At 68.7% G+C, this 25,534-nt stretch carries 23 protein-coding genes and 1 pseudogene; 9 read left to right on the top strand and 15 right to left on the bottom strand.

What is annotated here, in order from left to right:
• Positions 1 to 32: 32 nt before the first annotated feature.
• On the bottom strand, positions 33 to 1,004 hold the full coding sequence (locus ACFXI3_RS05770) for a trypsin-like serine peptidase (protein WP_378398256.1): 972 nt from the start codon (positions 1,002 to 1,004) through the stop codon (positions 33 to 35).
• Between the two features lie 117 nt (positions 1,005 to 1,121).
• Between ACFXI3_RS05770 and ACFXI3_RS05765 the strand changes: the two genes are divergently transcribed.
• The 4 genes from ACFXI3_RS05765 to ACFXI3_RS05750 all read left to right on the top strand — a co-directional run bounded on the left by ACFXI3_RS05765 (position 1,122) and on the right by ACFXI3_RS05750 (position 3,684).
• On the top strand, positions 1,122 to 1,862 hold the full coding sequence (locus ACFXI3_RS05765) for a peptidylprolyl isomerase (RefSeq protein ID WP_378398254.1): 741 nt from the start codon (positions 1,122 to 1,124) through the stop codon (positions 1,860 to 1,862).
• Positions 1,863 to 1,891: 29 nt separating this feature from the next.
• Complete coding sequence (locus ACFXI3_RS05760) at positions 1,892 to 2,422, top strand: DUF6886 family protein (protein ID WP_378398253.1); 531 nt, start codon at positions 1,892 to 1,894, stop codon at positions 2,420 to 2,422.
• Positions 2,423 to 2,488: 66 nt separating this feature from the next.
• On the top strand, positions 2,489 to 2,947 hold the full coding sequence (locus ACFXI3_RS05755) for a carboxymuconolactone decarboxylase family protein (RefSeq protein WP_344269723.1): 459 nt from the start codon (positions 2,489 to 2,491) through the stop codon (positions 2,945 to 2,947).
• On the top strand, positions 2,944 to 3,684 hold the full coding sequence (locus tag ACFXI3_RS05750; protein WP_378398251.1) for an isocitrate lyase/phosphoenolpyruvate mutase family protein: 741 nt from the start codon (positions 2,944 to 2,946) through the stop codon (positions 3,682 to 3,684). The genes ACFXI3_RS05755 and ACFXI3_RS05750 overlap by 4 nt, the downstream gene beginning before the upstream one ends.
• A gap of 56 nt (positions 3,685 to 3,740) precedes the next feature.
• Here the strand turns inward: ACFXI3_RS05750 and ACFXI3_RS05745 are convergent, their stop codons facing one another.
• The 11 genes from ACFXI3_RS05745 to ACFXI3_RS05695 all read right to left on the bottom strand — a co-directional run bounded on the left by ACFXI3_RS05745 (position 3,741) and on the right by ACFXI3_RS05695 (position 14,691).
• On the bottom strand, positions 3,741 to 5,372 hold the full coding sequence (locus ACFXI3_RS05745; protein ID WP_378398250.1) for a cation acetate symporter: 1,632 nt from the start codon (positions 5,370 to 5,372) through the stop codon (positions 3,741 to 3,743).
• Positions 5,369 to 5,719 (bottom strand): DUF485 domain-containing protein, encoded by a 351-nt coding sequence (locus ACFXI3_RS05740; protein WP_344269732.1) that lies wholly within the window; start codon positions 5,717 to 5,719, stop codon positions 5,369 to 5,371. The genes ACFXI3_RS05745 and ACFXI3_RS05740 overlap by 4 nt, the downstream gene beginning before the upstream one ends.
• Before the next feature lie 72 nt (positions 5,720 to 5,791).
• Complete coding sequence (locus ACFXI3_RS05735; RefSeq protein WP_344269735.1) at positions 5,792 to 7,504, bottom strand: cation acetate symporter; 1,713 nt, start codon at positions 7,502 to 7,504, stop codon at positions 5,792 to 5,794.
• 1 nt (position 7,505) lies between these two features.
• Positions 7,506 to 7,856, bottom strand: coding sequence for a hypothetical protein (locus ACFXI3_RS05730; RefSeq protein WP_067583425.1), 351 nt, complete (start codon positions 7,854 to 7,856; stop codon positions 7,506 to 7,508).
• Positions 7,857 to 7,935: 79 nt separating this feature from the next.
• Entirely contained in the window at positions 7,936 to 8,691 is a 756-nt protein-coding gene (locus ACFXI3_RS05725; protein ID WP_344269743.1) for a LytTR family DNA-binding domain-containing protein, read from the bottom strand.
• A complete protein-coding gene (locus ACFXI3_RS05720) occupies positions 8,688 to 9,737 on the bottom strand; it encodes a histidine kinase (RefSeq protein WP_344269747.1) in 1,050 nt (349 codons plus the stop codon). The genes ACFXI3_RS05725 and ACFXI3_RS05720 overlap by 4 nt, the downstream gene beginning before the upstream one ends.
• Positions 9,738 to 9,836: 99 nt before the next feature.
• Positions 9,837 to 10,832, bottom strand: a complete 996-nt coding sequence (locus tag ACFXI3_RS05715; protein ID WP_344269749.1) for an ABC transporter substrate-binding protein — start codon at positions 10,830 to 10,832, stop codon at positions 9,837 to 9,839.
• Between the two features lie 31 nt (positions 10,833 to 10,863).
• Positions 10,864 to 11,907 (bottom strand): ABC transporter permease, encoded by a 1,044-nt coding sequence (locus ACFXI3_RS05710; RefSeq protein ID WP_344269750.1) that lies wholly within the window; start codon positions 11,905 to 11,907, stop codon positions 10,864 to 10,866.
• Positions 11,904 to 12,668 carry an ATP-binding cassette domain-containing protein gene (locus tag ACFXI3_RS05705; protein WP_344269753.1) on the bottom strand — a complete coding sequence of 255 codons (765 nt, stop codon included), beginning with the start codon at positions 12,666 to 12,668 and terminating at the stop codon, positions 11,904 to 11,906. The genes ACFXI3_RS05710 and ACFXI3_RS05705 overlap by 4 nt, the downstream gene beginning before the upstream one ends.
• Before the next feature lie 5 nt (positions 12,669 to 12,673).
• On the bottom strand, positions 12,674 to 13,711 hold the full coding sequence (locus ACFXI3_RS05700; protein WP_378398248.1) for a class I mannose-6-phosphate isomerase: 1,038 nt from the start codon (positions 13,709 to 13,711) through the stop codon (positions 12,674 to 12,676).
• A complete protein-coding gene (locus tag ACFXI3_RS05695; RefSeq protein WP_344269759.1) occupies positions 13,708 to 14,691 on the bottom strand; it encodes a LacI family DNA-binding transcriptional regulator in 984 nt (327 codons plus the stop codon). The genes ACFXI3_RS05700 and ACFXI3_RS05695 overlap by 4 nt, the downstream gene beginning before the upstream one ends.
• 321 nt (positions 14,692 to 15,012) lie before the next feature.
• Here ACFXI3_RS05695 and ACFXI3_RS05690 point away from each other — a divergent pair.
• From ACFXI3_RS05690 to ACFXI3_RS05680, 3 genes and pseudogenes are all read left to right on the top strand, one after another.
• A pseudogene (locus ACFXI3_RS05690) lies at positions 15,013 to 18,251 on the top strand (GH92 family glycosyl hydrolase).
• A gap of 80 nt (positions 18,252 to 18,331) precedes the next feature.
• Entirely contained in the window at positions 18,332 to 20,719 is a 2,388-nt protein-coding gene (locus ACFXI3_RS05685; RefSeq protein ID WP_378398246.1) for a GH92 family glycosyl hydrolase, read from the top strand.
• Positions 20,720 to 21,033: 314 nt separating this feature from the next.
• Complete coding sequence (locus tag ACFXI3_RS05680; protein WP_344269768.1) at positions 21,034 to 21,402, top strand: DUF3817 domain-containing protein; 369 nt, start codon at positions 21,034 to 21,036, stop codon at positions 21,400 to 21,402.
• Positions 21,403 to 21,453: 51 nt separating this feature from the next.
• Here the strand turns inward: ACFXI3_RS05680 and ACFXI3_RS05675 are convergent, their stop codons facing one another.
• Positions 21,454 to 21,954, bottom strand: a complete 501-nt coding sequence (locus tag ACFXI3_RS05675; RefSeq protein WP_344269771.1) for a MarR family transcriptional regulator — start codon at positions 21,952 to 21,954, stop codon at positions 21,454 to 21,456.
• Between the two features lie 70 nt (positions 21,955 to 22,024).
• Here ACFXI3_RS05675 and ACFXI3_RS05670 point away from each other — a divergent pair, with 70 nt between their 5' ends.
• Positions 22,025 to 22,327, top strand: coding sequence for a thiamine-binding protein (locus ACFXI3_RS05670; RefSeq protein WP_344269774.1), 303 nt, complete (start codon positions 22,025 to 22,027; stop codon positions 22,325 to 22,327).
• 34 nt (positions 22,328 to 22,361) lie between these two features.
• Here ACFXI3_RS05670 and ACFXI3_RS05665 read toward each other — a convergent pair whose 3' ends face one another.
• Positions 22,362 to 22,769: a hypothetical protein gene (locus tag ACFXI3_RS05665; RefSeq protein ID WP_344269777.1), complete on the bottom strand. Its 408-nt coding sequence runs from the start codon at positions 22,767 to 22,769 to the stop codon at positions 22,362 to 22,364.
• Positions 22,770 to 22,923: 154 nt separating this feature from the next.
• Between ACFXI3_RS05665 and ACFXI3_RS05660 the strand changes: the two genes are divergently transcribed.
• Positions 22,924 to 23,844 carry a tetratricopeptide repeat protein gene (locus ACFXI3_RS05660; RefSeq protein WP_344269780.1) on the top strand — a complete coding sequence of 307 codons (921 nt, stop codon included), beginning with the start codon at positions 22,924 to 22,926 and terminating at the stop codon, positions 23,842 to 23,844.
• Positions 23,845 to 24,043: 199 nt separating this feature from the next.
• On the opposite strand, the gene ACFXI3_RS05655 is transcribed toward ACFXI3_RS05660, so the two are convergent.
• Positions 24,044 to 25,486 carry a neutral zinc metallopeptidase gene (locus ACFXI3_RS05655; protein ID WP_378398244.1) on the bottom strand — a complete coding sequence of 481 codons (1,443 nt, stop codon included), beginning with the start codon at positions 25,484 to 25,486 and terminating at the stop codon, positions 24,044 to 24,046.
• Positions 25,487 to 25,534: the final 48 nt, after the last annotated feature.

Here is a 25,534-nt window from a genome sequence, read left to right as displayed (position 1 = left end):
GCGGCAATCCCGGCTAGAACCGGATTTGCCGCTCACGACGACTGTGCCGCCTCATACAGCGGCTTCGTCACCTTGCCGCTGAACTGCGGTCCCACCAGGTATCGCGTGCAGCCCGCATCCCGCTCGCACGGTTTCCCGTCCGCGGCGAAGAATCCCGCGTGCGTGTTGTCTCCGACGACCGTGCCCAATCCGGTCGCCGGGTTGAAGTCGCGCAACCGGGGGCCGCCGCTGGAACCGCCGCCCATGACGCACGCCGTGCCCCACTGATCGGGAGAGTCCGGGTCGGTGGCGGTGCCGGTCCACTGCCGCGCGGTGCCAGTGCAATACGCCAACTGCGCCCCGGTGTACTCCGGCAGGCCCTCGCGAGCCGGGTCCGAGGCCGCCCGCGGGTAGCCGAACTGGGTCACCTTCGCCGCGCCCGGCCGGTCGAAGCCGATCTGCTGCGCGCCGACCACGTCCTGCACCAGTTGTCCTGATTCGTTCGGCCCGAGAACCGCGAACGCCTGGTCGTAGGTGTCGAATTTCCGCGCGTTCTGCTGATCGTTGGCGAGCCAGGTGCGGTCGGCGACGCCGAGGCGGGCGGCGAACTTCCCGTACGGGGCCTGGCCGTCGTGGTAGCCGGGGACGAACATGATGTGCGCGTTCCAAGCGTTGTGCTCGCCAATGAGATCGGTGTCGTTGACGCAATGCCCGGCGGTGACGACCGTGCTGCGGTTCTTGCTGCGAACGACGGTCGCTGTGCAGCTCGCGTCCTCGCCGTGGTCGGTGTAGAAGAGCCGGCCGACCGTCTTCGGGAGCGGATCCGGCCACGGGGCACCGTCGGGACCGCTCTTCGGCGGATTCTGCGACGACGGTTCGGTCAGCGCGGCGAGCCGTTGCGGGGTCCAGTAGGCGAACACCGCGTGCTGTTCGGCGGCGGAGGACGCGAGCGGCTGCTGCACGGGACCGGCGGGGACGGCCAGGAGCCCGGCGACGGCCAGTCCTGCGACGAGGGGAGTGATCATGAAACCGCACCGTAGGAGGCGGGTGTCAGGAACCGGTCAGGATGCGACTTTCGCCGGAAGCGCGGGCAGTTTCCCGTCCCTATACTGCGATCCTCCGTGCACTGGGAGGGAACCGGAATGAAGAAACTGCTCGTGTCCGTGCTGACCGCGTTGTCGCTGGTCGCCGTTGCGGCACCGGCTTCGGCCGCGGATTCGGCGCCGCCGAAGGTCACGTCGGGGCCGTGCCAGTACACCTCGACGCCGGACGACCCCGCGGTGCGCCCGGTTTCGCTCCCGCGCGATCCGAAGCACACGCCGAACCGCGGCAGCGTCGACGTCGCGGTGTTTTCCAACCAGGGCCTGCTTCCGCTGAAGCTCAACCGCGCGCAGGCGCCGTGCACCGTGCAGAGCTTCCTGCACCTGGCGGCCAACGGCTTCTACAACCAGACGACCTGCCACCGGCTCACCGCGTACCCGACGCTGAAGGTCCTGCAGTGCGGCGACCCGTCCGGCACCGGCGAGGGCGGCCCGGGCTACAAGTTCCGCGACGAACTGCCGACGACGCTCCCGCCCGCGCCGTCCGACCCGACCGGCAAGCGCCGGACGTACGCGCGCGGCCTGCTGGCCATGGCGAACGCCGGACCGGACACGAACGGCTCGCAGTTCTTCGTGGTGTACGGGGATTCCAGCCTGCTGCCGAACTACACGGTCTTCGGCACGGTCGGCTCGGCCGGACTCCGCACCCTGGACCGCGTCGCGGCGGGCGGCATCCAGCCGGACGCGGACACCCCGCCGGGGAAGACGCCGGTGGACGGGAAACCGGTGCGGAAGACGGATCTTGAGCTGGTTTTGCCGCTCTGCCTGTTCTGCGGGCGCTGAGGTCGCGCCTGGCCCGGTAGAACGGAGGCATGCGACCCGAGCCCGGCCAGGTGCTGCATTTCTCCGAAGACCCGGGGATCACGCGCTTCGTACCGCACGTCGCGGCAACCGCGCGGCAGCCGCAGCCGTACGTCTGGGCGGTCGATGCCGCCCGCTGTCCGGACTACTGGTTCCCGCGCGGATGTCCTCGGGCGATGGCTTGGGCCACGCCGTCGACCACTGACGTCGATCGGGAACGGATCCTCGGCGGCGACGAACGGGTTCATGCCGTCGAATACCGCTGGCTGGAGGCGCTCCGGACGGTGAAACTGTTCGCCTACCGGCTTCCCTCGGCCAGTTTCCGGCCGGTCGGCGAGCCTGTCCCGCATGCCCACGTCGCCGCCGAACCGGTCGAGCCGCTGGGCCCAGCAGAACCGGTCGGCGACCTGCTGCGCCTGCACGAGGAGGCCGGAATTCAGCTGCGAGTGCTCGCGAACCTCTGGCCCTTCTGGGACGCGGCGGCCGCCAGTACGGCGGGGTTCAGCGGAATCCGGCTCCGCAACGCTCGTCCGCGGGCCTGACTGGCCCACGCCACCCACCGCGAACTGGACCACCCCGCTAGGCCAATCCCGATTAGCGTGGACGGCATGACGAAGCGAATCCCGCTCGCCACGGGCGGGTTGTATCAAGCGATGTCCCACCTGCAGGGCGAGGTGAAGAAGGCCAGCGCGAACGCCGGGCTCGACGGGAAGCTCATCGAGCTGGTCAAGATGCGCGCGTCGCAGATCAACGGGTGCGCCTACTGTCTCGACATGCACGCGGCGGAGGCCGTCGCGGCTGGGGAAGCGCCGCGGCGGCTTTACGTGCTCGAGGGGTGGCGCGAGACGGAGCTGTTCACCGAGCAGGAACGCGCCGCGCTCGCCTACACCGAGGCGATGACCCTGATCTCGGACCACAAGGACGTCCCCGAAGACGTCTACGCCGAGGCGGTCCGCGTGTTCACCGAGGACCAGTACCGCGCGCTGGCGTGGTGCGTGGTCGCCATCAATACCTGGAACCGGCTCATGGTCGCGAGCCACGCCCCGCTGCCGGAGCGTGCGGAGTGAGCGCCGGGAAGCTGCGGGCGCTGCACGTCCCTGGCAAGCCGTTGATTCTGCCGAACGCTTGGGACGCGGACACTGCGCAGGCGGTGGAAGCGGCCGGATTTCCCATCGTGGCAACGAGTTCCGCGGCGGTCGCGGCGGCGCTCGGGCAGGCGGACCACGAGGGAGCGTCCGCGGATGAGATGCTCGCGGCGGCCAGGCGGATCGTGGACGCGGTGTCGGTGCCGGTGACCGTCGATGCCGAGGCTGGGTATGGCTTGGCACCAGCGGATCTTGCTGCCCGGCTGAAGGAAATCGGTGCGGTCGGCTGCAATATCGAGGACACCGACCACGGCAAGGGCAGTCAGCGACCGGCGGCGGAACAGGCGGAGTGGCTCGCCGGGTTGCGTCGGGCGGCTGGCGACGGGCTCGTGGTCAACGCGCGGGTGGATTCGTTCCTCGGGGCACCGGACGAGCAGGCTGTGCTCGACGACGCGGTGGCTCGCGGGCGCGCGTACCTCGAGGCCGGCGCCGATTGTGTGTACCCGATTCTCGTGCGTTCGCCGGAAGTGCTGGCCGAATTCGTCCGTCAGGTGGGCGGTCCGGTCAACGCTTCGGCGCTTCCCGGCGGTCCGGGTCTGGCCGGGCTTGCCGAACTGGGGGTAGCCCGGATTTCCCTGGGGGCCGGGTTGTGGCGGTATCTGCGCCGCGTTCTGGAAGGCACTCTCGACGGGATCGCGCAGGGGAAGCTGCCGTATTGAAAAACCGCTGGGTGCCGCGGCGAGAGCGGCACCCAGCGGTTTCATCGGGGCAAAAATCAGTGCTGTACGGCCTTTTCCGCACCGGCACCGGTGAGCGCCCGTACTTCCATTTCGGCGTATTTCGCCTTGTCGTGTTCCTTGGACAGGATCGTGCCGAGCCAGCCGAGCACGAACGCGATCGGAATGGACACCAGGCCCGGGTTGTCGAGCGGGAACCAGTGGAAGTCGACGCCCTGCAGCATCGACGCGCTCTTGCCCGTCTTCGGGTCGACCGGCTTCCCGGAAACGGCGGGCGAGAACACGATGAGCACGATCGTCACGATCAGCCCGCCGTAAATGCTCCACAGCGCGCCCTGGGTGTTGAACCGTTTCCAGAACAGCGAGTACAGGATCGTCGGCAGGTTCGCCGAAGCCGCCACCGCGAAGGCCAGCGCCACCAGGAACGCGACGTTCTGCCCATTCGCCAGAATGCCGCCGAGAATCGCGACAATGCCGATCACCACGGCGGTGATCCGGGCGACCCGGACCTCCGAACCGGTGTTGGCCTTGCCCTTCTTCAGCACGTTCGCGTACACGTCGTGCGCGAACGAAGCGGACGCGGTGATCGTCAATCCCGCGACCACGGCGAGGATCGTGGCGAACGCGATCGCCGAGATCAACCCGAGCAGCACCGGACCGCCGAGGTTCAGCGCCAGCAACGGCGCCGCGGAGTTCACGCCGCCCGGAGCCTTCTTGATCGCGTCCGGTCCGACCAGCGCGCCCGCGCCGTAGCCGAGCACCAGCGTGAACAGGTAGAACACGCCGATCAGCACGATCGCCCACACCACCGAACGACGCGCCTCGCGCGCGGTCGGCACGGTGTAGAAGCGCATCAGCACGTGCGGCAGGCCCGCGGTGCCCAGCACCAGCGCGATGCCGAGGGAGAAGAAGTCCAGCTTCGTCGTGCCGTTGGTGCCGTACTGCTTGCCCGGCCCGAGCAGCGCTTCACCGGCGTGGCCGGCCTTGTCGACCGCGCCCTGCAGCAGCGCGGAGAAGTTGAAGCCGTACTTGCCGAGCACCCACAGCGTCATCGCCAGCGCGCCGATGATCAGCAGCGCCGCCTTGATGATCTGGACCCAGGTGGTGCCCTTCATGCCGCCGATGAGGACGTAGGCGATCATGATCACGCCGACCACCGCGATCACCAGCGACTGCGCGGCCTTGCCCTCGATGCCCAGCAGCAGCGCGACCAGTCCGCCCGCGCCGGCCATCTGCGCCAGCAGGTAGAAGAACGACACCACGAGCGTCGAAACCGCCGCCGCGGCGCGCACCGGACGTTGCCGCATCCGGAACGCCAGCACGTCGCCCATCGTGAACTTGCCGGTGTTGCGCAGCAGTTCCGCCACCAGCAGCAGCGCGACCAGCCACGCCACCAGGAAGCCGATCGAGTACAGGAATCCGTCGTAGCCGTACACCGCGATGGCGCCGGCGATGCCGAGGAACGACGCCGCCGACAGGTAGTCGCCGGAGATCGCGATGCCGTTCTGCGGGCCGGTGAACGCGCGGCCGGCCGCGTAGTAGTCGGACGCGGTCTTCGTGTTGCGGCTCGCGCGGAACACGATCACCAAGGTGATGACCACGAACAGCGCGAAAATCGTGATGTTGAGCGTCGGGTTGCTGCCCTCGACGCTCGCGGCGAGCGTGCTCACGCGCCCTCCTTCGCCGGGTTTTCGATGTCGTCCTTGATCCGCTCAGCAAGCGGGTCGAGCTTCTTGTTGGCGTAGCGCACGTACAGCCACGTGATGAGGAACGTGGAGACGAACTGCAGCAGCCCGAAGAGCAGGCCGACGGTGAAGTTGCCGGTGATCTTCGTGCTCATGAAGCCGTGCGCGTAGTCCGCGAGCAGGACGTAGAGCAGGTACCAGGCGAGGAACAGTCCGGCCATCGGGAACACGAACCGGCGCAGCCGGCCGCGGAGTTCGCGGAACTCGGCGCTGTCGTGCGCCTGCTCCCAGATCGTGTCCGGCGGCGCGCCGGACGGGTCGCCTGCGCTCATGGGATCTCCCTTGTGCGACGCTGCGGATGTGGTGCGCGACACAGTAGGGAGGACTCCGAGCCAGCGGAACCGTCAGCGGCTCAAACGCCTCGCCGCACGACGAACGGTTGACGAACGGTCACCGGGCGTGGACGAAGGGCGTTCGTCGAGGTGCAGCCGCAGCATCGCGGCCCCGGCCCAGGACGGTGGGCGCCCGCGCAGTGACACCGTGATCATCACGCCGAACGCGAGCGGTACCGACCAGGGTGCCGGTTGCGAGACCAAGATCGCCACCCAACCATGCATCGTCGGCCCGGCCAGCGCAAACAGGATCGACCCTGACGAGGCGGCCAGGCCGGTCAGCACTCCGGCGATCGCGCCCGACGCGGTGAGCCGCTGCCACCAGATGCCGAGCACGAGCAGCGGGCAGAACGTGGACGCGGCGACGGTGAACCCCCACGTCACGAGCACTCCGGCGTCGAGCCGCGCGGACGGCAGCGCGAACAGCACCATCGCGATCGCGGCGAACACGACCGTGACCCGCAGACGACGCAGGCCGCCGGGCATCAGGTCGTAGGCGAGCGCTCCGGACATCACCAGCAGCAATCCCAGTGACGTCGCCAGAAACGCCGCGAACGCGCCTGCGGTGAGCAACGCGGTGAACAACTGCCCGGCCCAGCTGTGATCGACTTGCGAGGGCAGCGCGACAACGACGGTGTCGGTGTTGCCGGACAGGTACAGCTGCGGCACGAGCACCCGGCCGAGCACGCCGTAGATCCCCGGGAAGAGGTAGAAGACCCCGAGCAGCGCCACGGTGATCGCGGCGGTGCGGCGTGCGGCGCGGCCGTCTGGGCTGGTGTGGAAGCGCATCAGGACGTGCGGGAGGCCCATGGTGCCGAGGACGGTCGCGATGAGGACCGCCCACGTGCCGAGCAGCGGGTACCCCTTGTCGATCTCCAGCAGCGGACGCTGCCACTCCGGCCCGCCGAGCGCGACCTCTCCGCTGACGCCGGGAACCTGCGCACCGGCGGCGAAGGTGAGCTGTTCTCCCTTGTGCACCACCAGTTGTCCCGGTGGGACGGTGCCGCGGTCCTCGATCGCGGTGGGTTCGCGGAAGGTGAGCGTGACGTCGTGGTCGAACTGCACCGGGGTGGCGTGCGAGAAGCGGGTGAACTCGACCGGCGTGAGGCTGGCGTCGCGGGTTTCGGAACCGATGTGGAGCACCAGCCACAGCGCGGGGACGAGGAACAGCACGAGTTTCAGGAAGAACTGGAACGCCTGGACGTACGTCGCCGCGCGCATCCCGCCGAGGGCGAGCGTGACGCTGACCGCGGTGCCCGCGATGACCACGCCGACCCAATACGGCGTTCCGCCGACCGCGGTGAGCACGAGCCCGGCTGTGCGGAATTGCGGGACTACGTAGATGGTCCCGATCACCAGCACGACCACGGCGGCGAGGCGGCGTAAAGCGGGGGAGGCGAGGCGGGCTTCGGCGAAGTCGGGGACGGTGAGTGCGCCGGATCTCCGCATGGGCGCGGCGACGAGGACCAGCATCGCGACGTATCCCGCGGTGAAGCCGACCGGATACCAGAGCGCGCCGACGCCGTCCTTCACCATCAGCCCGGCGACGCCGAGGAACGACGCCGCGGACAGGTATTCGCCGGAGACCGCGGCGGAGTTGACGAAGGGCGAGATCCGCCGGGATGCCACGAGGAAGTCGGACGTGGTGCGCATGGCGGCGACCCCGCGAACGCCGATGAGCAGCGTGACGAGGACGACCGGGGCTACCGCGAGCGCGATGTCCATTTCACCGATCGTCCTCGATCTTCTCCGCGCGGCGCAGCTGCCACCACGAGAGTCCGGCGAGCACCGGGTACGGCAGGACCGCGATCAGCAGCCAGGACAGCGGAATTCCCCACAACCGCACGCTGTCGAGCGACGGGGCGAGCGAAAACAGCACCGGCAAACCCAGCACCAGCACGAACATCGCCACCAGCGCGGGGATTCCGCGACGGCGCTGGATCCGGTACAGGACGGCCGCGCGTTCCGCTTCCGGCGCGCGCAGGCGGGGCATTCGCCAGCGGCCGCGTTCGAGGCGTCGCGAGCGGGCGAGCCTGGTCTGCGGGCTGGTGACGGCGACGCGTTTGGTGCGGCTCATCGGAGGGCCTGCGCAACCGTCGTGAGTGCTGGTGCCGGTTCTAACCGGCGTAAACACTCACGAGCCCTAACCGCGCCCCTCACCGGGTGCTCCCGAGCTGCCCGCGCTGCGCCGCTTCCAGCAGCCGGTCCCGAAGATCCCGCGCATGTCGTCGGCTGACCGGCACATCGCCAGCCTCAGTGTGCGCCAGCAGCCCGCCCGTCGTGTCGCTCCGCAGCTCCAACACCGCACTCACCGCGAGCAGAAATCCCCGATGCACCCGGGTAAACCCAGTTCCTTCCCAATACTCTTCGAGCCGCGAGATCGGCATCCGCACCGGATGCACGCCGCCGCGCGTGTGGAGTCGGACGTAATCGCCGTTGGCTTCGGCGAACAGCACGTCGTCGCGGCGGACGTAACGAGTGCGGCCGCCGGAATCGACTGGCAGCGCGGCCATCGCGTCCGGCGAGGACTTCCGACGGCCACTCGGGACCAAACGGGTCACCTTCGCCAGCGCGGCGGAAAGACGTTCCGTACGCACCGGTTTGAGCAGATAGTCCACCGCGCCAATGCCGTACGCGGCCACCGCGTGTCCGTCGTGTGCGGTGACGAAAACGATCACCGGCGGCTCGGACAGTTTCGCCAGCAGCGTCGCGAGTTCCAGCCCGTCCAAACCCGGCATGGAAATGTCGAGGAAGACCGCGTCGAAATGGTCTGCCTGCAACAGTTTCAGTGCCTTCAACGCATCGCTGGCACCGACGACCTCGCCGACTTCCGGTGCTTCGCGCAGCATCCGGCACAGTTCGTCCAACGCCGGCGCGAGATCGTCGACCGCCAGCACCCGCAGCCCGCTCACGGCAGCACCCCCGGCTGGAACCGCGGTACTCGCAGGACGACCCGGGTGCCTTCGCCGACCGCCGTCTCCACCGTCAGCCCGTACCAGGCCCCGTAGACCGTGCGCAGTCGTCTGTCCACATTGGCCATTCCGAGCCCGGTGCCGTCGCCGCTGCCCGCGAGGATGGCGGCGGCGCGCTCGGGCTCCATGCCGACCCCGTCGTCCTCGACGCTGATCACGCAGTCGTTCCCTTCCGCCTGTCCGTGCACCTGGACGAGCCCGGTGCCCGACCGCGGCTCGATGCCGTGCCGGATCGCGTTTTCCACGAGGGGTTCGAGTACCAGGTAAGGCACCGCCACCGCAAGTACCTCCGGTGCGACCCGCACCTGCACCTTCAGTCGTTCGCCCAGCACCGCCCGCTGCAGCGCGAGATACGTTTCCACCGCGCGGAACTCCTCGGCGACGACGGTGTACTCGCCGTGCCGCGACAGGCTGTAGCGGGTGTAGTCGGCGAAATCCAGCATCAGATCACGCGCGCGGTCCGGTTCCGAGCGGACGAACGAGGCGATGACGGTGAGCGCGTTGTAGACGAAATGCGGCGACATCTCCGCCCGCAGCGCCCGGAGTTCGGCTTGCGCGGCCTGATCCGCCGAAGCTTCGAGCCGACCCCGTTCCAAAGCCTGTACCACGAGGTCGGAAGCCTGCCGGGTCACCGCGCCGGGAACCTCGCCGACCAGCAGCAACGCACCCGCCAGTTCGTCGTGCACGTGGAGGGGAACCGCCGTCACGCCGCCCGCGGTGATCGGTTCTTCCTGGTGCAGCACGTCGTCCAGAATTCGGGACACCGCGTCGTCGGCACCGGGCCGGCCGGACCACATCAAGGTGCCGGACAGATCGGAGAGCCCCAGCCCGGCGACGCCGAACAGCCGCCGCAACCCGTGCGCGGCGCGTCGGGCGCGGACTCCGGACAGACCGTCCTTCAGGTCGTCGGCGACCTTCCGCGCCGCGCCGAGCACGCCGACGGCGTCCGGGCGGGAGCGCCACGGCAGCCGGGCACTCTCGGTCATCGACGGCCTCCCCTCGGGTACCTGGGGGAGTAGATACTAGCCGGGAAGACGGCGAAGGGGACTTTCCGTGCGGAAAGTCCCCTTCGGTCGGACCTTAAGCTAGCACTTCTGCTTGTAGAAGTACTGGGAATTCGCGTCCAGGTCGTCCTTGGTGATCGAGTGCAGCTGCGCGGTCAGGTCTCGCTCGGTCGGCTTGCCCTCCAGCGCGGCCACCGCCTGGTCGACGCCCTTGGTGCCGATCTGCGCCGGGTCCTGCGCGATGAGCGCCTGGTACTCGCCCTTCTTCAGACCGTCCACTTCGGACGGGCTGGCGTCGAAGCCGACCAGGTTGACCTTGCCGATCTTGCCCGCGTTGCGCAGACCGGTCGCCGCGCCCTCGCCGGTGTTGAGGTTGGTGGCGAAGATGCCGACGAGGTCCGGAGTGGAGACCAGCGCCGCGGTCACCTTCGACGCTGCTTGCTCCGGCTCGTTCTGAGTGAACTGAATGCCCGTCGACTTGAGGTTCGGGTGGTTCTTCAGTTCGTCCTCGAAGCCCTTCGCACGGGCGGCAGTGGTGGACGTGCCCGCGATGGTGTCGAGGATCAGCACTGAACCCGGCTTGTCGCCAACGAGCTTCGCCATGGTCTGCGCGGCGAGCTTGCCGCCCTCGGCGTTGTCCGAGGAGACCGACGACACCGCGACGCTCTTGTCCTTGAGCGAAGTGTCGACCTCGACGATCTTCGCGCCGCGATTCTTCACCTGTTGGATCGGTGCGAGCATCGCCTGGTCGTCGGTCGGGGCGACCAGCAGCGCGGCGGGCGGGTTGGAGCCCAGCGAGTTGACGATGGACGTCTGCATGGTGGCGTCGAACTTCTGCGGTGCCTGCACGGTCAGTTCGTAGCCGAGCTTCTTCGCTTCTTCCTGCGCGCCGCACTGCATCGAGATGTAGAACGGCTCCGCCTGCACCCCTGGTACCAGCGCCAGCTTCTTGCTGTTCGCGGAGTTGCCGCCGGACTCGGACCCGCTCTGCCCGATCTGCCCGGCGCCGCACGCGGCCACCAGCATCGCCGCGGACGCGAGTGTCCCCGCGGCGAGGACGGTTTTGCTGAACTTCATCGTAAGCACCTCTTTGTACTCGGGGACCGATTCAGCGGGAGTTGCGCTTGCGGCGCTGGCGCTGGTCGAACCACACCGCCGCGATGAGGACCGCGCCGACCGCGATCTGCTGCCAGTAGTCCTGCACGTGCGTGATGTTGAAGCCCTTCTTCAGCACGGCAGGGATGAACACCCCGATCACCGTGCCGAGCATCGAGCCGACGCCGCCGAAGAGGCTCGTGCCGCCCATCACCGTCGCGGAGATGGAGTTGAGGTTGTCGGTGGCGTGCGCTGAGATCGTGGTCGACGTGTAAAACGCCAGCGACAGGAACCCCGCGAGCCCCGCGAGGAAACCGGTGAGCAGGTACACCTTCAGCAGGTGCGCGGTCACGCCGATGCCTGACCGCCGCGCAGCCTCAGCGTTCGAGCCGACGGCGAACGTGTAGCGGCCGAACCTCGTGGTGTGCAGCAGCCACGCGCCGATCAGCGTGATCACCACGGCCACCAGTACGAGGTTCGGGATCCCGCCGAACGACGTGCCGTATCCGAGCACCTTGTTCAGCTCGGTGGGCACGCTGTGCACGTCCGACCCGTTGTTGAGCAGGTATGCCACGCCGAGCGCCGCGCCCATCGTGCCGAGCGTGACGATCAGCGGCGGGATGCCCGCCACCGCGATGAGGAATCCGTTGATCAAGCCCCAGAGCGTGCCCGCGAGCACCGCCGCGACGAGCCCGGCGGTGATGACGCCCCACCCGGCGTGCGAGGCGTCGCCGCCGCTGAGCGCTTCCATCGTTTTGCCCGCGACCATGCCCGCGAAGATCAGCACCGACCCGACGGACAGGTCGATGCCGGAGGTGATGATCACGAACGTCATGCCGACCGAAAGCACCAGCAGCACGGACGTTTCGTTCAGCAGCATCTGGAAGGTGAACACCGTCGCGAACTGGCCCGGGGCGAGTACGGTGAACACCGCGATCAACGCGACCAGCACCAGCGAGATCCAGAAGGTGTTCGCCCCGACGAGCCGTTTTCCCAGCGGCGGCTTGACGAACTCGCCGTCCACAGTGGTCTGAATGTCCTTCGCCGGAGCGCTCATGCCACCTCCTCCCGCACGAGGGCCCCGGTCATCGCCGCGACCAGATCCTCGAGTTTCGTGTCCGCCCCGGCGAACCGGGCGACGCGCCTGCCCTGCAGCAGCACCTCGACCCGGTCCGACACCGACAGCACCTCGGGCATGTTGTGGCTGATCAGCACCACCGCGATGCCTTTGTCCCGGACCTTCTTGATCACGTCCAGCACGCGCCCACGCTGCCGAACGCCCAGCGCCGCGGTCGGTTCGTCCATGAACACGACCTTCGACGCCCACGCCACCGACCGGGCCACCGCGACGCTTTGCCGCTGCCCGCCGGACAACGAGCCGATCGACACGTCGGTGCTCTGCAGCGTGACGCCGAGCTTTTCGAACTCGACCACCGCCTGGCGGCGCATCTCCGCCTTGTCCAGCATGCCGAGCTTGCCCAGGATGCCCTTGCGCGGGATTTCCCGGCCGAGGAACAGATTCGCCGCCGGATCGAGGTCCGGCGCGACCGCGAGATCCTGGTACACCGTCTCGATGCCTGCCCGGCGCGCGGCCACCGGAGAATCGAGGTGGACCTCTTTCCCGTCGAGCAAGATCCGGCCCGACGTCGGCTGTTCAGCCCCGGACAGGCACTTCACGAGCGTGGATTTGCCCGCGCCGTTGTCGCCGATCAAAGCGGTCACCTCGCCCGCGCGCGCCTGGAAAGACGCGCCGCGCAAGGCTTCCACCGATCCGTAGTGCTTGGTCAGGTCCACCGCGTCGAGCAGGATCTCGCTCATCGGCGCTAACTCCTTTCCGGGGCGGGCGGACGGCAGCGGATGACGGTGAGCGAACCGGACAGCTCGGTCTGGCCCGCGGAGAACGGCACCGCGTAGGTGTCGCCCTTGGCCACCGGGAACTCGCCGCCGTGCTCGGTGCGCAGGGTGCCCTCGCCGTCGAGCGCGACGAGCACGCTGAACGACGGGTCGAGGGAGAACGCGTTGCCGGACAACTGGATCCGGTCGGCGCGGAAGAACTCCGCCGAGTCCGGTGCGAGCAAGTCCACCGCGGTCGCTTCGTCGCCGGAGGTGTGCTTCACGATCGTCTTGAGCCGGTCGTCGTCCCAGCCTGAGGTGTCGAGCGTTTCGATCGCGGTGTCGAAGCCGATCCCGAGGTGGCCCTTTTCCGGCGAGGCGAGGAAATCACGCCATTCCAGGGTCAGCGAGAAGTCTGTCGGCTGCTGCAACTCGACCACGAACACGCCCTCGCCGATCGCGTGCGGCAGCCCGGCCGGGATGTAGACCGTGTCGCCCGCCTGCACCGGGATGCTGTTGAGCGCGCCCAGCATGCTCGGCGCGTCCTGCTCGCGGGTCCATTCGGCGACGGTGTCCTTGCTCAGCGTCGCCCGGAAACCCGGGTACACGCGCGGGTCGTCGCCGTAGGTGCCGACCACGATCCACGCCTCGGTCTTGCCGAAGTGCGAGTCGAAGTGCTTGCGGGCGAAGGAATCCGACGGATGGAAGTGCACCGGCAGCCGCTGTCCGGCGTCGAGCAGCTTGACCAGCAGGCCGGTCGAGTCGCCGAGTTTGGCGACGTGCGCCGCGCCCAGCCACGCGTCCGGGTCGCCGCCGACCGCGTCGCGCAGCCAGATCCCGCTGGGCAGCTTGGTGAGACCGTTGGTCTCCTGGCCGAACATGGTCGTGACGGAACCGACCCAGTCCTCCGGCCCGAATTTCGAGTCGGTGCCGGTCGCGCCGCGCAGCGCGGCGATGGCGTCGCCGCCCCGGTAGAACTGCGGCGGCTGGTTGGCCGGGAGCGCGACCGGCTCGAGGTGCTTGGTCACAGGGCGGCCTCACCGGAACCGCGGGCGACTAGGTGCACGGGCAGAACTACCTTTCTCGGGGCGGACTGGTCTCCCTGGATCCGGGCGAACAGCAGCTCGGCCGCTGCGTGCCCGAGGGCGCTGACGTCGTGGGCGATCACGGTGACCGGCGGGTCGAGCAGGTCCGCCAGCTCGAAATCGTCGAAGCTCACCAGCGCGGGCCTGCGCTCGGAATGCGCGAGCGCGCGCAGCAGGTGCACCGCGACCCGGTTGTTGCCCGCGATCACGGCGGTGGCCGGATTCGGCCCGCCGATCAGCTTGCGCACGGCGTGGCCGACGGTTTCCGGCGTCGGCGTCTGCATCGCCACGAGGCTCTCGTCGTAGGAGATCCCGTTGCGCACACAGCCTTCCCGGAATCCGCGGAGCCGCTCGGCGGCGGTGAAGATGTCCGGGCTGTCGCCGAGGAACGCGATCCGGCGGTGGCCGTGGCGCACGAGGTGGCCGACCGCCTCGATGGTGCCGCCGAGGTTGTCGACGAGCACGGTGTCGGCCACGATGTCGCCCGCCGGGCGGTCGAGGAACACCACCGGCGTGCCCGCGCGCATTTCCGGCACGAGATACCCGTGCTGGAGGCCGGCGGGCACGATCAGCAGCCCGTCCACGCGCCGCGCGCAGAACTCCAGCGACAGCTCGCGCTCGCGGTCGGAGTTCTCGCCGGACGACCCGGTCAGCACGTGTCTGCCGAACGACGTCGCGATCCGTTCCACCGCGCGGTTCAGCTCGGAGTAGAAGGGGTTGCCGACGTCCTCGACGACCAGGCCGATGGTGCCGGTGGTCGAGCCGCGGCGCAGGTTGCGGGCGCCGAGGTTCCGGCGGAACCCCAGCTGTTCGATCGCGGCCACCACGCGCTCGGCGGTGTCCGGATGCACCGCGGGCTCGTCGTTGACGACCCGCGACACCGTTTTGATGCTGACGCCGGCCAGCCGGGCCACATCGCTCATCGTGGCCCGCCTGCTGGCGGGGCGGGGAAGTCCGTCCGCGTCCCGGCCCGAGTGAGACAACGTTGTCATAATGCGGGGGATTGGACACCATCCGGCTTGTCGCTGTCAATGCTTGCCGGTTCGTCTTGCCCGCTTCGACGAATCCGCTGGTGCGGATGGTGGACATCGTTGTCTCGAATCGGACAGGCTCTCACCGCGGTCTTGACGATCCGGTGAGCCATTGCCGAAGGTAGCCCGCATCGACGGTGCGCGACAAGGTTGTCATCGATGCCTCGAGGTCGGTGACGCGGCTCGCGCCGGACAACTGGAGAGGCGATGGCGATGGCGCGAGCGCGCTGGAGAGCCGGACTGATCTTTCTGACATCCGCGGTCGTGGCGACAGGGGCCTCGGTGGTCCCTGCGGCCCCCGCACTGGCCGATCCCGCGAAGACCGCTGACCTGGCGAAGTGGGTGAACCCGTTCGTCGGCACCCGGCCCGGCGGCGCGGACCACGGGACCGGCGGCGGCGCGGGCAACACCTTCCCCGGCGCGGTGGCGCCGTTCGGGATGGTGCAGTGGAGCCCGGACACGAAGAAATCCCAGCCGGGCGGCTATTTCTACGACGACAACACGATCACCGGGTTCAGCCTCACGCACCTTTCCGGCGCGGGCTGCACCACGTATCAGGACCTGCCGTTCATGCCGTACGTCGGCGAGATCAGCACGTCGCCCGCGACCGATCCGGGCCACTACACCTCGACGTTCTCGCATCAGAACGAACACGCGACCGCCGGCGCGTACGACGTCGCCCTCGACAACGGCGCGAAGGTCGAGCTGAGCGCGACGCAGCGCACCGGTTCCGGACGGTTCACCTACCCTGCGGGCGCGGCGTCTACGTTGCTGGTCAACACTTCCGGCTCGGTCAACGGCACGGACGACGCGTCGATCAGCATCGGCAAGGACACTATCAGCGGCTGGGCGACCAGCGGCCGGTTCTGCGGTGCGAAGGACTCGTACCGGGTCTACTTCTCGGCGAAGTTCGACACCCCGTTCGAGTCGGTCGGGACGTGGAAGAACGGCGCGGTGACGCCGGGCAAGACCGCGGAGACCGGCGGTGCCAAGGCGAAAGTCGCGCAGCCCAACGGCATCGGCTCCTCGATGGCGCGTCCGGCGGCGGCGAAACCGCAGGACACGACGGTGAGCGGCCCGGGCAGCGGCGGCTACGTGACGTTCCCGAACCTCAACGGCGCGCAGGTCAACGTCCAGGTAGGACTGTCCTTTGTATCCATCGACGGTGCGAAGGCGAACCTGAAGGCGGAGAACAACGGCAAGAAGTCGTTCGACGCCGTGGCCGCGTCCGCGCGGAAGGCGTGGAACGACCAGCTCGGCAAGATCCAGGTCAGTGGTGGCAGTGACGCCGACACCACGACGTTCTACACCTCGCTGTACCACTCGCTGATCCAGCCGAACGTCTTCTCCGATGTGGACGTCGCTACCCGGGCTTCGACGGCCGGATCCACCAGGCCGAACGCGGGCACGCGACGTACACGAACATCTCCGGCTGGGACATCTACCGCTCCGAGGTCCCGCTGCTGGCCACCATTGCGCCGAAGGAGACTTCGGACCTCGTGCGCTCGATGATGGCGTTCGCCGAACAAGGCGGTTCGTGGGACCGCTGGACGGTGGCGAACGACTACACCGGCGTGATGAACGGGGATCCGTACCACATCATCGTTTCCAGCGCCTACGCGTTCGGCGCGCGTGACTTCGACGCGCAGAAAGCGTTGCTGCTCATGATCAAGGGCGCGACGCAGCCGACGCAGGGCTACACCGAACGCCCCGGTCTCCAGGATTACCAACGACTTGGCTACGTTCCCGGCGCGGCGGCGGACACCCTGGAGTACACGAGCGCGGACTTCGCCATCGCCCAGTTCGCGAAGCGGCTTGGCGACAGCGCCACGTACACCACGTTTATGAAGCGCGCGCAGAACTGGCAGAACCTCTACAACCCGGGCAGCGGACACCTGCAGCCGCGCAACTCGGACGGCTCGTTCTCCGCGAACTACGACCCGGCCAGCTCGCAGGGCTGGGTCGAGGGCAACGGCGCGCAGTACGACTGGATGGTTCCGTACGACCTCGGCGGTCTCGTGACCGCGTTCGGCGGCAGCACCGCCACGCAGTCTCGTTTGGACACTTTCTTCACGAAGCTGAACGCGGGAACCCATGAGCCGTATGCGTTCCTGGGCAACGAGCCGAATTCGAACGCGCCCTACGTGTACTCGTTCGCCGGTGCTCCGGCGAAAACGCAGAACATCGTGCGCCGGGCGATGGACGAGCTGTACAACCCGCGTCCCGAGGGCCTGATCGGCAACGACGACCTCGGGCAGATGTCGTCCTGGTACGTCTGGTCCGCGCTCGGCGTCTACCCGGAGATCCCGGGCCGCGCCGAAACCGTGCTGACCACGCCGCGCTTCGCGCACGCCGAGGTGACCACCGGGGCGGGCAAGAAGATCACCGTCAACGCTCCCGGCACCGGCGAGTACACCAGCAGCCTGAAGGTGAACGGCGGCGCGGCCAACAAGGCATGGCTGTCGGAGGGGCTCATCTCGCAGGGCGGCAAGCTGGACTTCACCCGGTCGGCGACCGCGACCGCGTGGGGTTCCGCTCCGGCTGACGCGCCGCCGTCGTTCCGCGAGCAGGAGAAGCCGAGCCTGTCCTTTGTGGACCCGGCACGCGCGGTGGTGCCCGCTGGCACGACCTCGACCGCTTCGGTGGGCGTGCAGGATCTTTCCGGCACCGCAAAGACCTGGACCTACTCCGCGGGTAGCGCCGACGGCATCACGCTGTCGCCCGCGACCGGTTCCGTTCAGGTCCCGGCGGCCGGCAAGGGCCACGCGCAGGTGACGGTGAGCGTTCCGGCAGGCACTTCCGACGGTCCGCGCCGGATCCCGGTCACCTTCTCCTCGCCGGGCCTCGCGGACGTACAGGCGGTGCTGACCGTCCTGGTGGCGAAGCCGAACAGCTGGCTGGCCACAGTGGACAACACCGGTCTCTCGCCGGACGCGAACTCGGCCGCCGCGAACTTCGACGGCGGCGGCTGGAGCTACTCGGCGGACGCGCTGGCCAAGGCCGGGGCCAAACCGGGCAGCACGGTGTCGAGCGACGGGCTGAACTTCACCTGGCCGTCGTACCCGGTCGGCGACCCGGACAACGTCGTCGCCGCAGGGCAGACGATCACCGTGTCCGGTTCGGGACGGCTCGCGCTGCTCGGCTCCGCCAGCAACGGCAACGCACAGGGCACGCTCACCGTCACCTACACCGACGGCAGCAAGTCCACCGCCGCCGTCGGATTCTCCGACTGGACCCTGGGCGGCGGCGGAGCGCAGCCGGCGTTCGGCAACCGGATCGTCCTGTCCACCCCGTACCGCAACTCCGCGGGCGGCGACCCGCAGCCGATCCGCACGATGGTGTTCGCCACCGCGCCGATCACGCTGGACGCGGGCAAGACCGTCGCGAGCGTAACGCTGCCGAGCGGCGTCAGCGGCGGCTCCATGCACGTGTTCGCCATCGCCGCGGGCTGATCCAGTCGTTCCGTGAAGGGCTCCTTGAAGGAATCTGATTCCCTCAAGGAGCCCTTCACGGACTTTCCCAGAGGAGTCCCATGAGGAGCAGGGTTTTGGCGAGTGCGATGGCGCTCGCTGTCACCGCGGCTGCGCTCACGCCGGTCGCGGCGCAAGCGCGCCCGGCCGACCCGCTGGACGCGGTGAACACGTTCATCGGCACACAGGACGAGGGCAACACTTTCCCCGGTGCGTCCGCGCCGTTCGGCATGGTGCAATCCAGCCCGATCACCACGCATTACGCGGGCTATCTCTACACCGACACCGCGATCCGCGGCTTCGGCCATTTCTTCCTGTCCGGCGCGGGATGCTGGGAACAGGGCGGCCTGGTGTCGATGCTGCCGACCACCGGTGACATCGGCCCGGGCGCGGCGTTCGACACCAGCAAGCCCGCGACCTTCGACCAAGCCAAATACGCCGCGCCGTATACGCACGAAGGAGAAGTCGGGAAGCCCGGCTACTACAAGGTGCACCTCACCGGCTACGGCGGCATCGATGTAGAAACCACCGCCAGCACGCGCAGCGGCGTCGAGCGATACTCTTTCGACAAATCCGGCCCAGCCAACGTTTTCGTGAACGTCGGGCAGGCCAATGCAAAGGAACCGGTCAGCGGCAGCAGCGTCCGGATCGTCGACGACCACACCATCGCAGGCACTGTCGAATCGCAAGCCTTCTGCGGCGGCAAGCCGTACACCACTTACTTCACCACGAAATTCGACCAGCCCTTCTCCTCCTACGGCACCTGGTCACCAGACGGTGGCACGCCCGGAAGCCGCTCGGCACAAGGCGGTGCGGGCCTGCGCGGCGCGTGGCTGACCTTCCCGAAGGGCGGCCAAGTCACTGCCACCACGTCAATTTCCCAAGTGGACGCTCGTGGCGCGGACACCAACCTCGCCGACTCGCGCGTCCGTCCCTTCGACGCGGTGAAGAACGACGTCCATCGCGCCTGGCGCCGTGAGCTGTCCAGTGTGGACATCACCGGCGGCACTCCGGACGACCGCTCGGTCTTCTATACCTCGCTCTACCACGCCTTCCTGCAACCGCTGACCGCGAACGACGCCGACGGCCGGTACTACGGCTTCGACAAGAAGATCCACCGTGCCATCGGCTGGACGTACTACGACTTCTTCTCCCTCTGGGACACCTACCGCTCGCAAAACCAGCTGCTGGCTTTGCTGAAACCGGACCGGGCCAGGGACGTCGCGAAGAGCATCCTCGCGATCCACGATCAAGGCGGCTGGCTCCCGCGCTGGGCGTACGCGAGCCAGGAAACGAACACCATGACTGGAGATCCGGTCACGCCATTCCTGGTCGACCTGTGGCGTTTCGGCGCGTTGAGCGGCGACGAAATGCACGCCTACCAAGCGTTGCTGCAGAACTCCCGCGAAATCCCGCCCGCGTCGTCACCGTTCCAAGGACGCTCCGGCAACGCGAGCTACCAGGCCGACGGATTCGTCCAATACGACCCGAACTTCCCGAAGAAAGGCCAAGACACCGACCCGGCACACGGTGCGTCGGCGACTCTCGAGTACGCCCTCGGCGACTGCTCCCTCTCGGTGATGGCCTCCGCGCTCGGCCGCAAACAGGACGCGAAACAGCTGGCAGCCAAGGGCCGGACATACGCGACGCTGTGGGATCCGTCGGTGACCGACCGCGGCTTCACCGGCTACTTCCGCCCGAAGGTGACCGGCGGCAGCTGGTACACCCCGGCCGACGGCCCGTACAGCCCGCAAGGCCAGGACGGCTTCCACGAGGGCACGGCGTGGCAGTACCAGTGGCTGGTGCAGCAGGACGTACCCGGCCTGGTGGCGAAGATGGGCGGCGCGGCCAACGCGGGCAAGCGGCTCGACGACTTCTTCGCCTACGACGACCTGGTGAAGGACCCGGCGAAGACCGCGCACGAGAAGTGGGTCGTCGGCCCGTACGACTACTACAAGCAGTTCCGCTACAACCCCAACAACGAGCCCGATCTGCATTCGCCGTGGATGTACACGCTCACCGGACAGCCGTGGAAGACCTCCGCGGTGGTGCGGGCCGCGCACACGCTGTTCACGAACGCCCCCAACGGCGTCACCGGAAACGACGACCTCGGCACCATGTCCGCCTGGTACGTCTTCAGCGCGCTCGGCCTCTACCCGGCCGTCCCGGGCACCGGCGACTTCGTGCTCAACGCGCCGCGGTTCGCCAAGTCCGTACTGCATCTGCCCAACGGCCGCGACTTCACCGTCAACGCCCGCGGCGCCAGCGGGGCGCAACTGCAGTACGTCTCCGGGCTTCGCGTCAACGGCACGGCGTCGGACAAAACGTTCGTCAGCCTCGAACAACTGCGCCGCGGGTCCACTCTGGACTTCTCGCTGACCGGCGACGCGCCCAAGGCCACGTGGGGAACGTCACGCTCCTCCGCGCCGGCTTCTCCTTGTGCCGGTTAGTGATCGCTGCGGGACAGTCAGTGAAGGCCGCCTCCCGGATCTTGGGATCGGGAGGCGGTCTTTCCCGTTAACCGGGCATTTCCCGCCCGTTTCCGCCCGCCGTCCGGAATTGGTGCAGACCAATGGCCGGTGCGCTCGTGACCAGAGTCACGGGCCCCGGTGTTCCGGTGAAGCGGGTCACGCCTCACACTGGTCTCATACCCGTTCGACAGCGCTGTTGACGCCAGGCGGTTCCGTCCGCCTTGGACAGTCGCGTCGGACGTGTTTTTTGTGTGTGCAGTCAGCACGCACCAGGTGACGCACAGGAGGATGTCGTGTCCAGCAAGGCCGCTCTCGTGTTCCGCGTGGCCGCAGTCGCCGAGGCCCTGTCCTGGCTCGGCTTGCTGATCGGGATGTTTCTCAAGTACGTCGTCGGCGCCTCTAACGAGGGCGGCGTGCCCGTCCTCGGCATGGTGCACGGCGTCGTCTTCGCCCTGTACGTGATCGTCTCCCTGTCCGTGGCGAAGCCGCTGGGCTGGCGGGGCAAGACCCTGGTGCTGGCGCTGCTCGCGAGTATCCCGCCGCTGTTCACCTGGCTGTTCGAGAAGTGGGCGCTGCGCAACGGCAAGCTCGACGGCCCGCAGCGGCTCACCCACGGCGGCGTCGGCCTCTTCGTCCGCGCGCAGGAGCCGGTCGGCGTCTGATCTTCGCTTTTCCCGAAGGGCCCGTGCGAGCAGCGCGGGCCCTTCGTGCGTTTACGCGGTGAAGTCGCCCGCGGACTTGCGGACCTTGGTGAGCAGTTCGGTCAGCTGCTCCACCTGCCGCTCGGTGAGCCCGGTGAGCCCGAAATCGATGCCGGTCACCGCGGCGGTGGCGGTTTCCCGCAGCGCGCGGCCGTCGTCGGTGATCTCGACGAGCGTGGTGCGCCGGTCGGTCGGATGCGGCACGCGCTTCACGAGCCCGTCGCGCTCGAGCCGGTCCACTATGTTGGTGACGCTGGTGGGATGCAGCTGCAGCCGTTCGCCCATCACCCGCATCGGCAGCCGCGCGTTGCGGGAGAAGGTGAGCAGCACGAGCGCCTCGTAGCGGGCGAAGGTGAGGCCGTGCGGCTTCAGAGCGCCGTCGACCGCCGACTGGATGATCTGCTGCACCCGCATCACACCGGTGACCGCGGCCATGGTTCCGGCCGGGCCGATCCGGTCTTCCCACAGCTGCGCGGCACGGGCGATCGGATCGAACGGCAGCGGACGGTTCATGGCAACCGAAGCTACCAGCGGGTACCCCGGTCGTGGGGGTCGCCCTGCGAGAACAGGGAAGGAAAGCCACATGATCGTCGCGTTCAGCGTGAGCCCCTCGGCGGGAGAGCCGGACGGCGGTGTCAGCGAGGCCGTCTCGCGCGCGGTGAAGGTGGTGCGCGAATCGGGGCTGCCGAACTCGACCAGCTCGATGTTCACCGAGATCGAAGGCGAATGGGACGAGGTCATGGCGGTGGTGAAGAAGGCGGTGGAGGCCGCGGGCGAGGGCTCGGCGCGCGTCGGGCTGGTGCTGAAGGCCGACATCCGCCCCGGCTACTCCGGGCAGCTCGCCGCGAAGGTCGAGCGGGTCGAAGCGCACCTGCGCGAGGACTGAGCCAAGGGCCGCGGGCGGGCTCGGGCTTCTCGGGCTACGGAATCGGCGGCGTGAACGCGATCGTCCAGCGCCCCTTGGAGCTGGTCACCGCGAGCCGGTAGCTGAACTGCTCGCCCGCCCCGGTCTTCCCGTGCACGACGGCCGCGGTGGGGGAGTGCTCGTCCGGCGACAGCTGCACGGAGATGTCGCGCGCGTTGCCGTCCTTGAGGACGCCGACGTAGTCCTTGGCGAGGTCGCCACCGCCCGAGCCGGGGACGTCGAAGAGCCCGGCGAGCGCGTCCGCGTCTCGGCCGCTCAGCGCGGCGGTGAGCTCGGTGCGCAGCTCCGGCGGGGACGCCGCACCGGGCGGGTCCTGGTGCGCGACGGTCACCGTGATGCTGGCGATCCACGCCACCGCGACCACGACGGCGGCGGCCACCGTGGCGTTGCGCCGGCTCAGCATTCTCGGCCTCCCTGTTGTCCTCGCGGAGAGCATGCCTCAGGGGCGCGCGCATGCCAAAAGCGAACCTCGGGCCTGCCGCTGAACTCTCGCGGCGAGGCGTGCCAGGATGGAGGGCGTGACACACCCACGCGGATCTGCAGCGAACTCAGCGGCCATGTCCGCCGCGTTGTCCGGCGCGGTCGACCTGTCCGCGCTCAAGGCAAGGGCGGAAGCGAGCCGGAACCAGCCGCCTTCAGGCGCCGGGCAGCCGGACGGCGCTCCCGCCCCGTCATCGGACGCGGTGCTCGAAGTCACCGAGGCGACCTTCCAATCCGTCGTCGAACTCTCGCTCAACCAGCTCGTGGTCGTCGACCTGTGGGCCGGGTTCTCCGAGCAGTGCCAGCAGCTGACCGCGGTGCTGGAGCGGCTGGCCGGCGAGAGCGGCGGCTCCTGGGTGCTCGCGAAGGTCGACGTCGAGGCGAACCCGCGCATCGCGCAGGCGTTCGGCGCGCAATCGGTCCCGACCGTGGTCGCGATCGCCGGCGGCCAGCCCGTGGACGCCTTCTCCGGCGCGCTGCCGGAGCCGGAGATCCGCAAGTGGCTGGGCTCCCTGCTCGACGCCCTGCGCGACCGCCTGCCCGGCATCCGCGCCGCCGAGGAGGCGCGCGGCCCGGTGGAGGAGCCGGAAGACCCGCGCTTCACCGAGGCGGAGGACGCCTTCGAGCAGGGCGACTACGCCGCCGCGCAGGCCGCGTACGAGCGCATCCTGGACGCCGAACCGGCCAACGAACTGGCGAAGAACGCCCTGGCGCAGGTCAAATTCACCGCCCGCGCCGAAGCGGCCGACCCGAGCGCCCGCGAGAAGGCCGAAGCCGACCCGAAGGACATCGACGCCCAGCTCGCGGCGGCCGACCTGGACGTCGCCGAACAGGACGTGGAAGGCGCGTTCCGCCGCCTGGTCGACGTCGTCCGCCGCACCGCGGGCGACGAGCGCAACCGCGTCCGCGAACACTTGGTGGCGTTGTTCGAACTCTTCGACCCGGCCGACGAGCGCGTCGCGAAGGCTCGCCGCGACCTGGCGAGCGCCCTGTTCTGAGCCCCCGCTTCAAGTCCGTGAAGGGCTCCTTGAGGGAATCAGATTCCCTCAAGGAGCCCTTCACGGCTTTTCAGCCCACCCAGGCCCGGACCCCTTCGCTCGGCCTCGCCCGCGAGACGTCCGTGAGGGCCACCTTCAGGGACTCTGATTCCCTCAGGGTTCCCCTCACGACCCACGCGACCACCTTCGAGCGCAAACCTCAGGGGTATTGCTTGGAGCAGGAGGACGACCCCTCGAGGTACCCGCGCCGCAGCGCCTCGACCCGGTCGAACCCGCTGTCCGGCCGCTCCCCGTTCACGTTCGCCGACACCAGCCCGTCCGGCCGGAGCAGATCCGCGATCGCCTCGTCCAGGTCTCCGGACGACAACTTCAGGTTCACCCCGCCCGTCGGATGATTCGAGAACGCCGCCCAAGCTCCCACCAGGCACGCGGTCCGCAACCCGGCATTAGGCGTATCGATCGACGCCCCCACGCCCTTCTGGACCCCGATCGCGTACCGCGACGCCAACTCGGCGAAGGCGGCGAAGTCGCCCAGCCCGCCCCCGGCCCGGCCGGCCATCTCGGCTTCCTGGTCCACCGGCTCGGCCAGCTTCTCCAACGCCCGCTGATCGAAATTCACCGTGTTGTCGTTCGGGCAGTAAGACGCGGGCGGCGTGCTGGGCCCGCCGGAGCAGCTGCCGGAACCCGCCGTGAACCGAGGCCCCTGCACTCCAGCGCCCTTGAACGCCTCGTCGAGGCTGGCCTTCAAATCCGTCACCGTCTTCTCGCTGAACCGAGCGTCGCCCTTCCCCCGGTCACCAGAATCGAACGGCCGCTCAGTCAACCGCTTCTGCACGTTCTGCGCGTTCATCCCCGCGCATTCCTTCGGCCCCTTCTCGAACCCGGCCTGGAACGCGTACGTCCGGTCGAACGCCGTGCCGTGCGCCTGCCGATCAGTCGCACTCGTCCCGGCCTGGTCGCGGATGAAGAACATCGCCGCCAGGATCTGGTCCAGCCCCTCGGCCGTCGACACGCGGTAGAACTTGCTCTTGTCCTCCGCGACCCACCGGAAATACCCGCCGGCGAAACAGTCCGCCTGCTGTTCCTTCACGACCGTCGGCGTCGACTTCGAAATCCCCGCCGTCGCCCCGAGCCGGTACTGGATCGCGTGGCCGAACTCGTGCGCCAGCACGGTCACCACCGACATCGGCCCGAACCGCTTGCGCAGCATCGGCAGCAGCACGCCGCGGTCCCACGCCACCGAATCGTCGCCCGCGCAGTAGAACGCGTTCACCAGCTGCTTGACGCTGCCGCACGCGGTGTTCTGGGTGTCGCGCTTCGAGTCGTACGACAGCAGCGACTTGACCGGCTCGAACCGCTTGCCGCCGAACTCCGCGGGCAGCGCCTCGCTCCAGTAAGCCTGCACGTCGGCGATCGCGGCGGTGGCGAGCTGGTCGTCCTCGCCGCCGCTGGCGTTCTTCACCGGAAGATCCGGCCGCGGCGCGTCGGCGCGCAGCCCGCTCTCGAAATGCGTGACCGGCAGGCCGGCGACGTTCCCGGCGCCCGGCGTCGCCGGAGGAGTCTTGTCCCCGCACGCGGCTGTCCCCAGCACGGTCGCCGCGACCAGCGCGACCAGCGCGTACCGGCGTCCCCCTCGGCTCATGTTCCCTCGTTCCCCATCCGCGTCCGACAACGAACCGGGACATTACTG

Origin of the sequence: Amycolatopsis sp. NPDC059235 (assembly GCF_042754125.1) — a bacterium.
GTDB classification, from domain to species: Bacteria; Actinomycetota; Actinomycetes; order Mycobacteriales; family Pseudonocardiaceae; genus Amycolatopsis; species Amycolatopsis albidoflava.
This window is presented reverse-complemented; position numbering and strand designations above follow the sequence as displayed.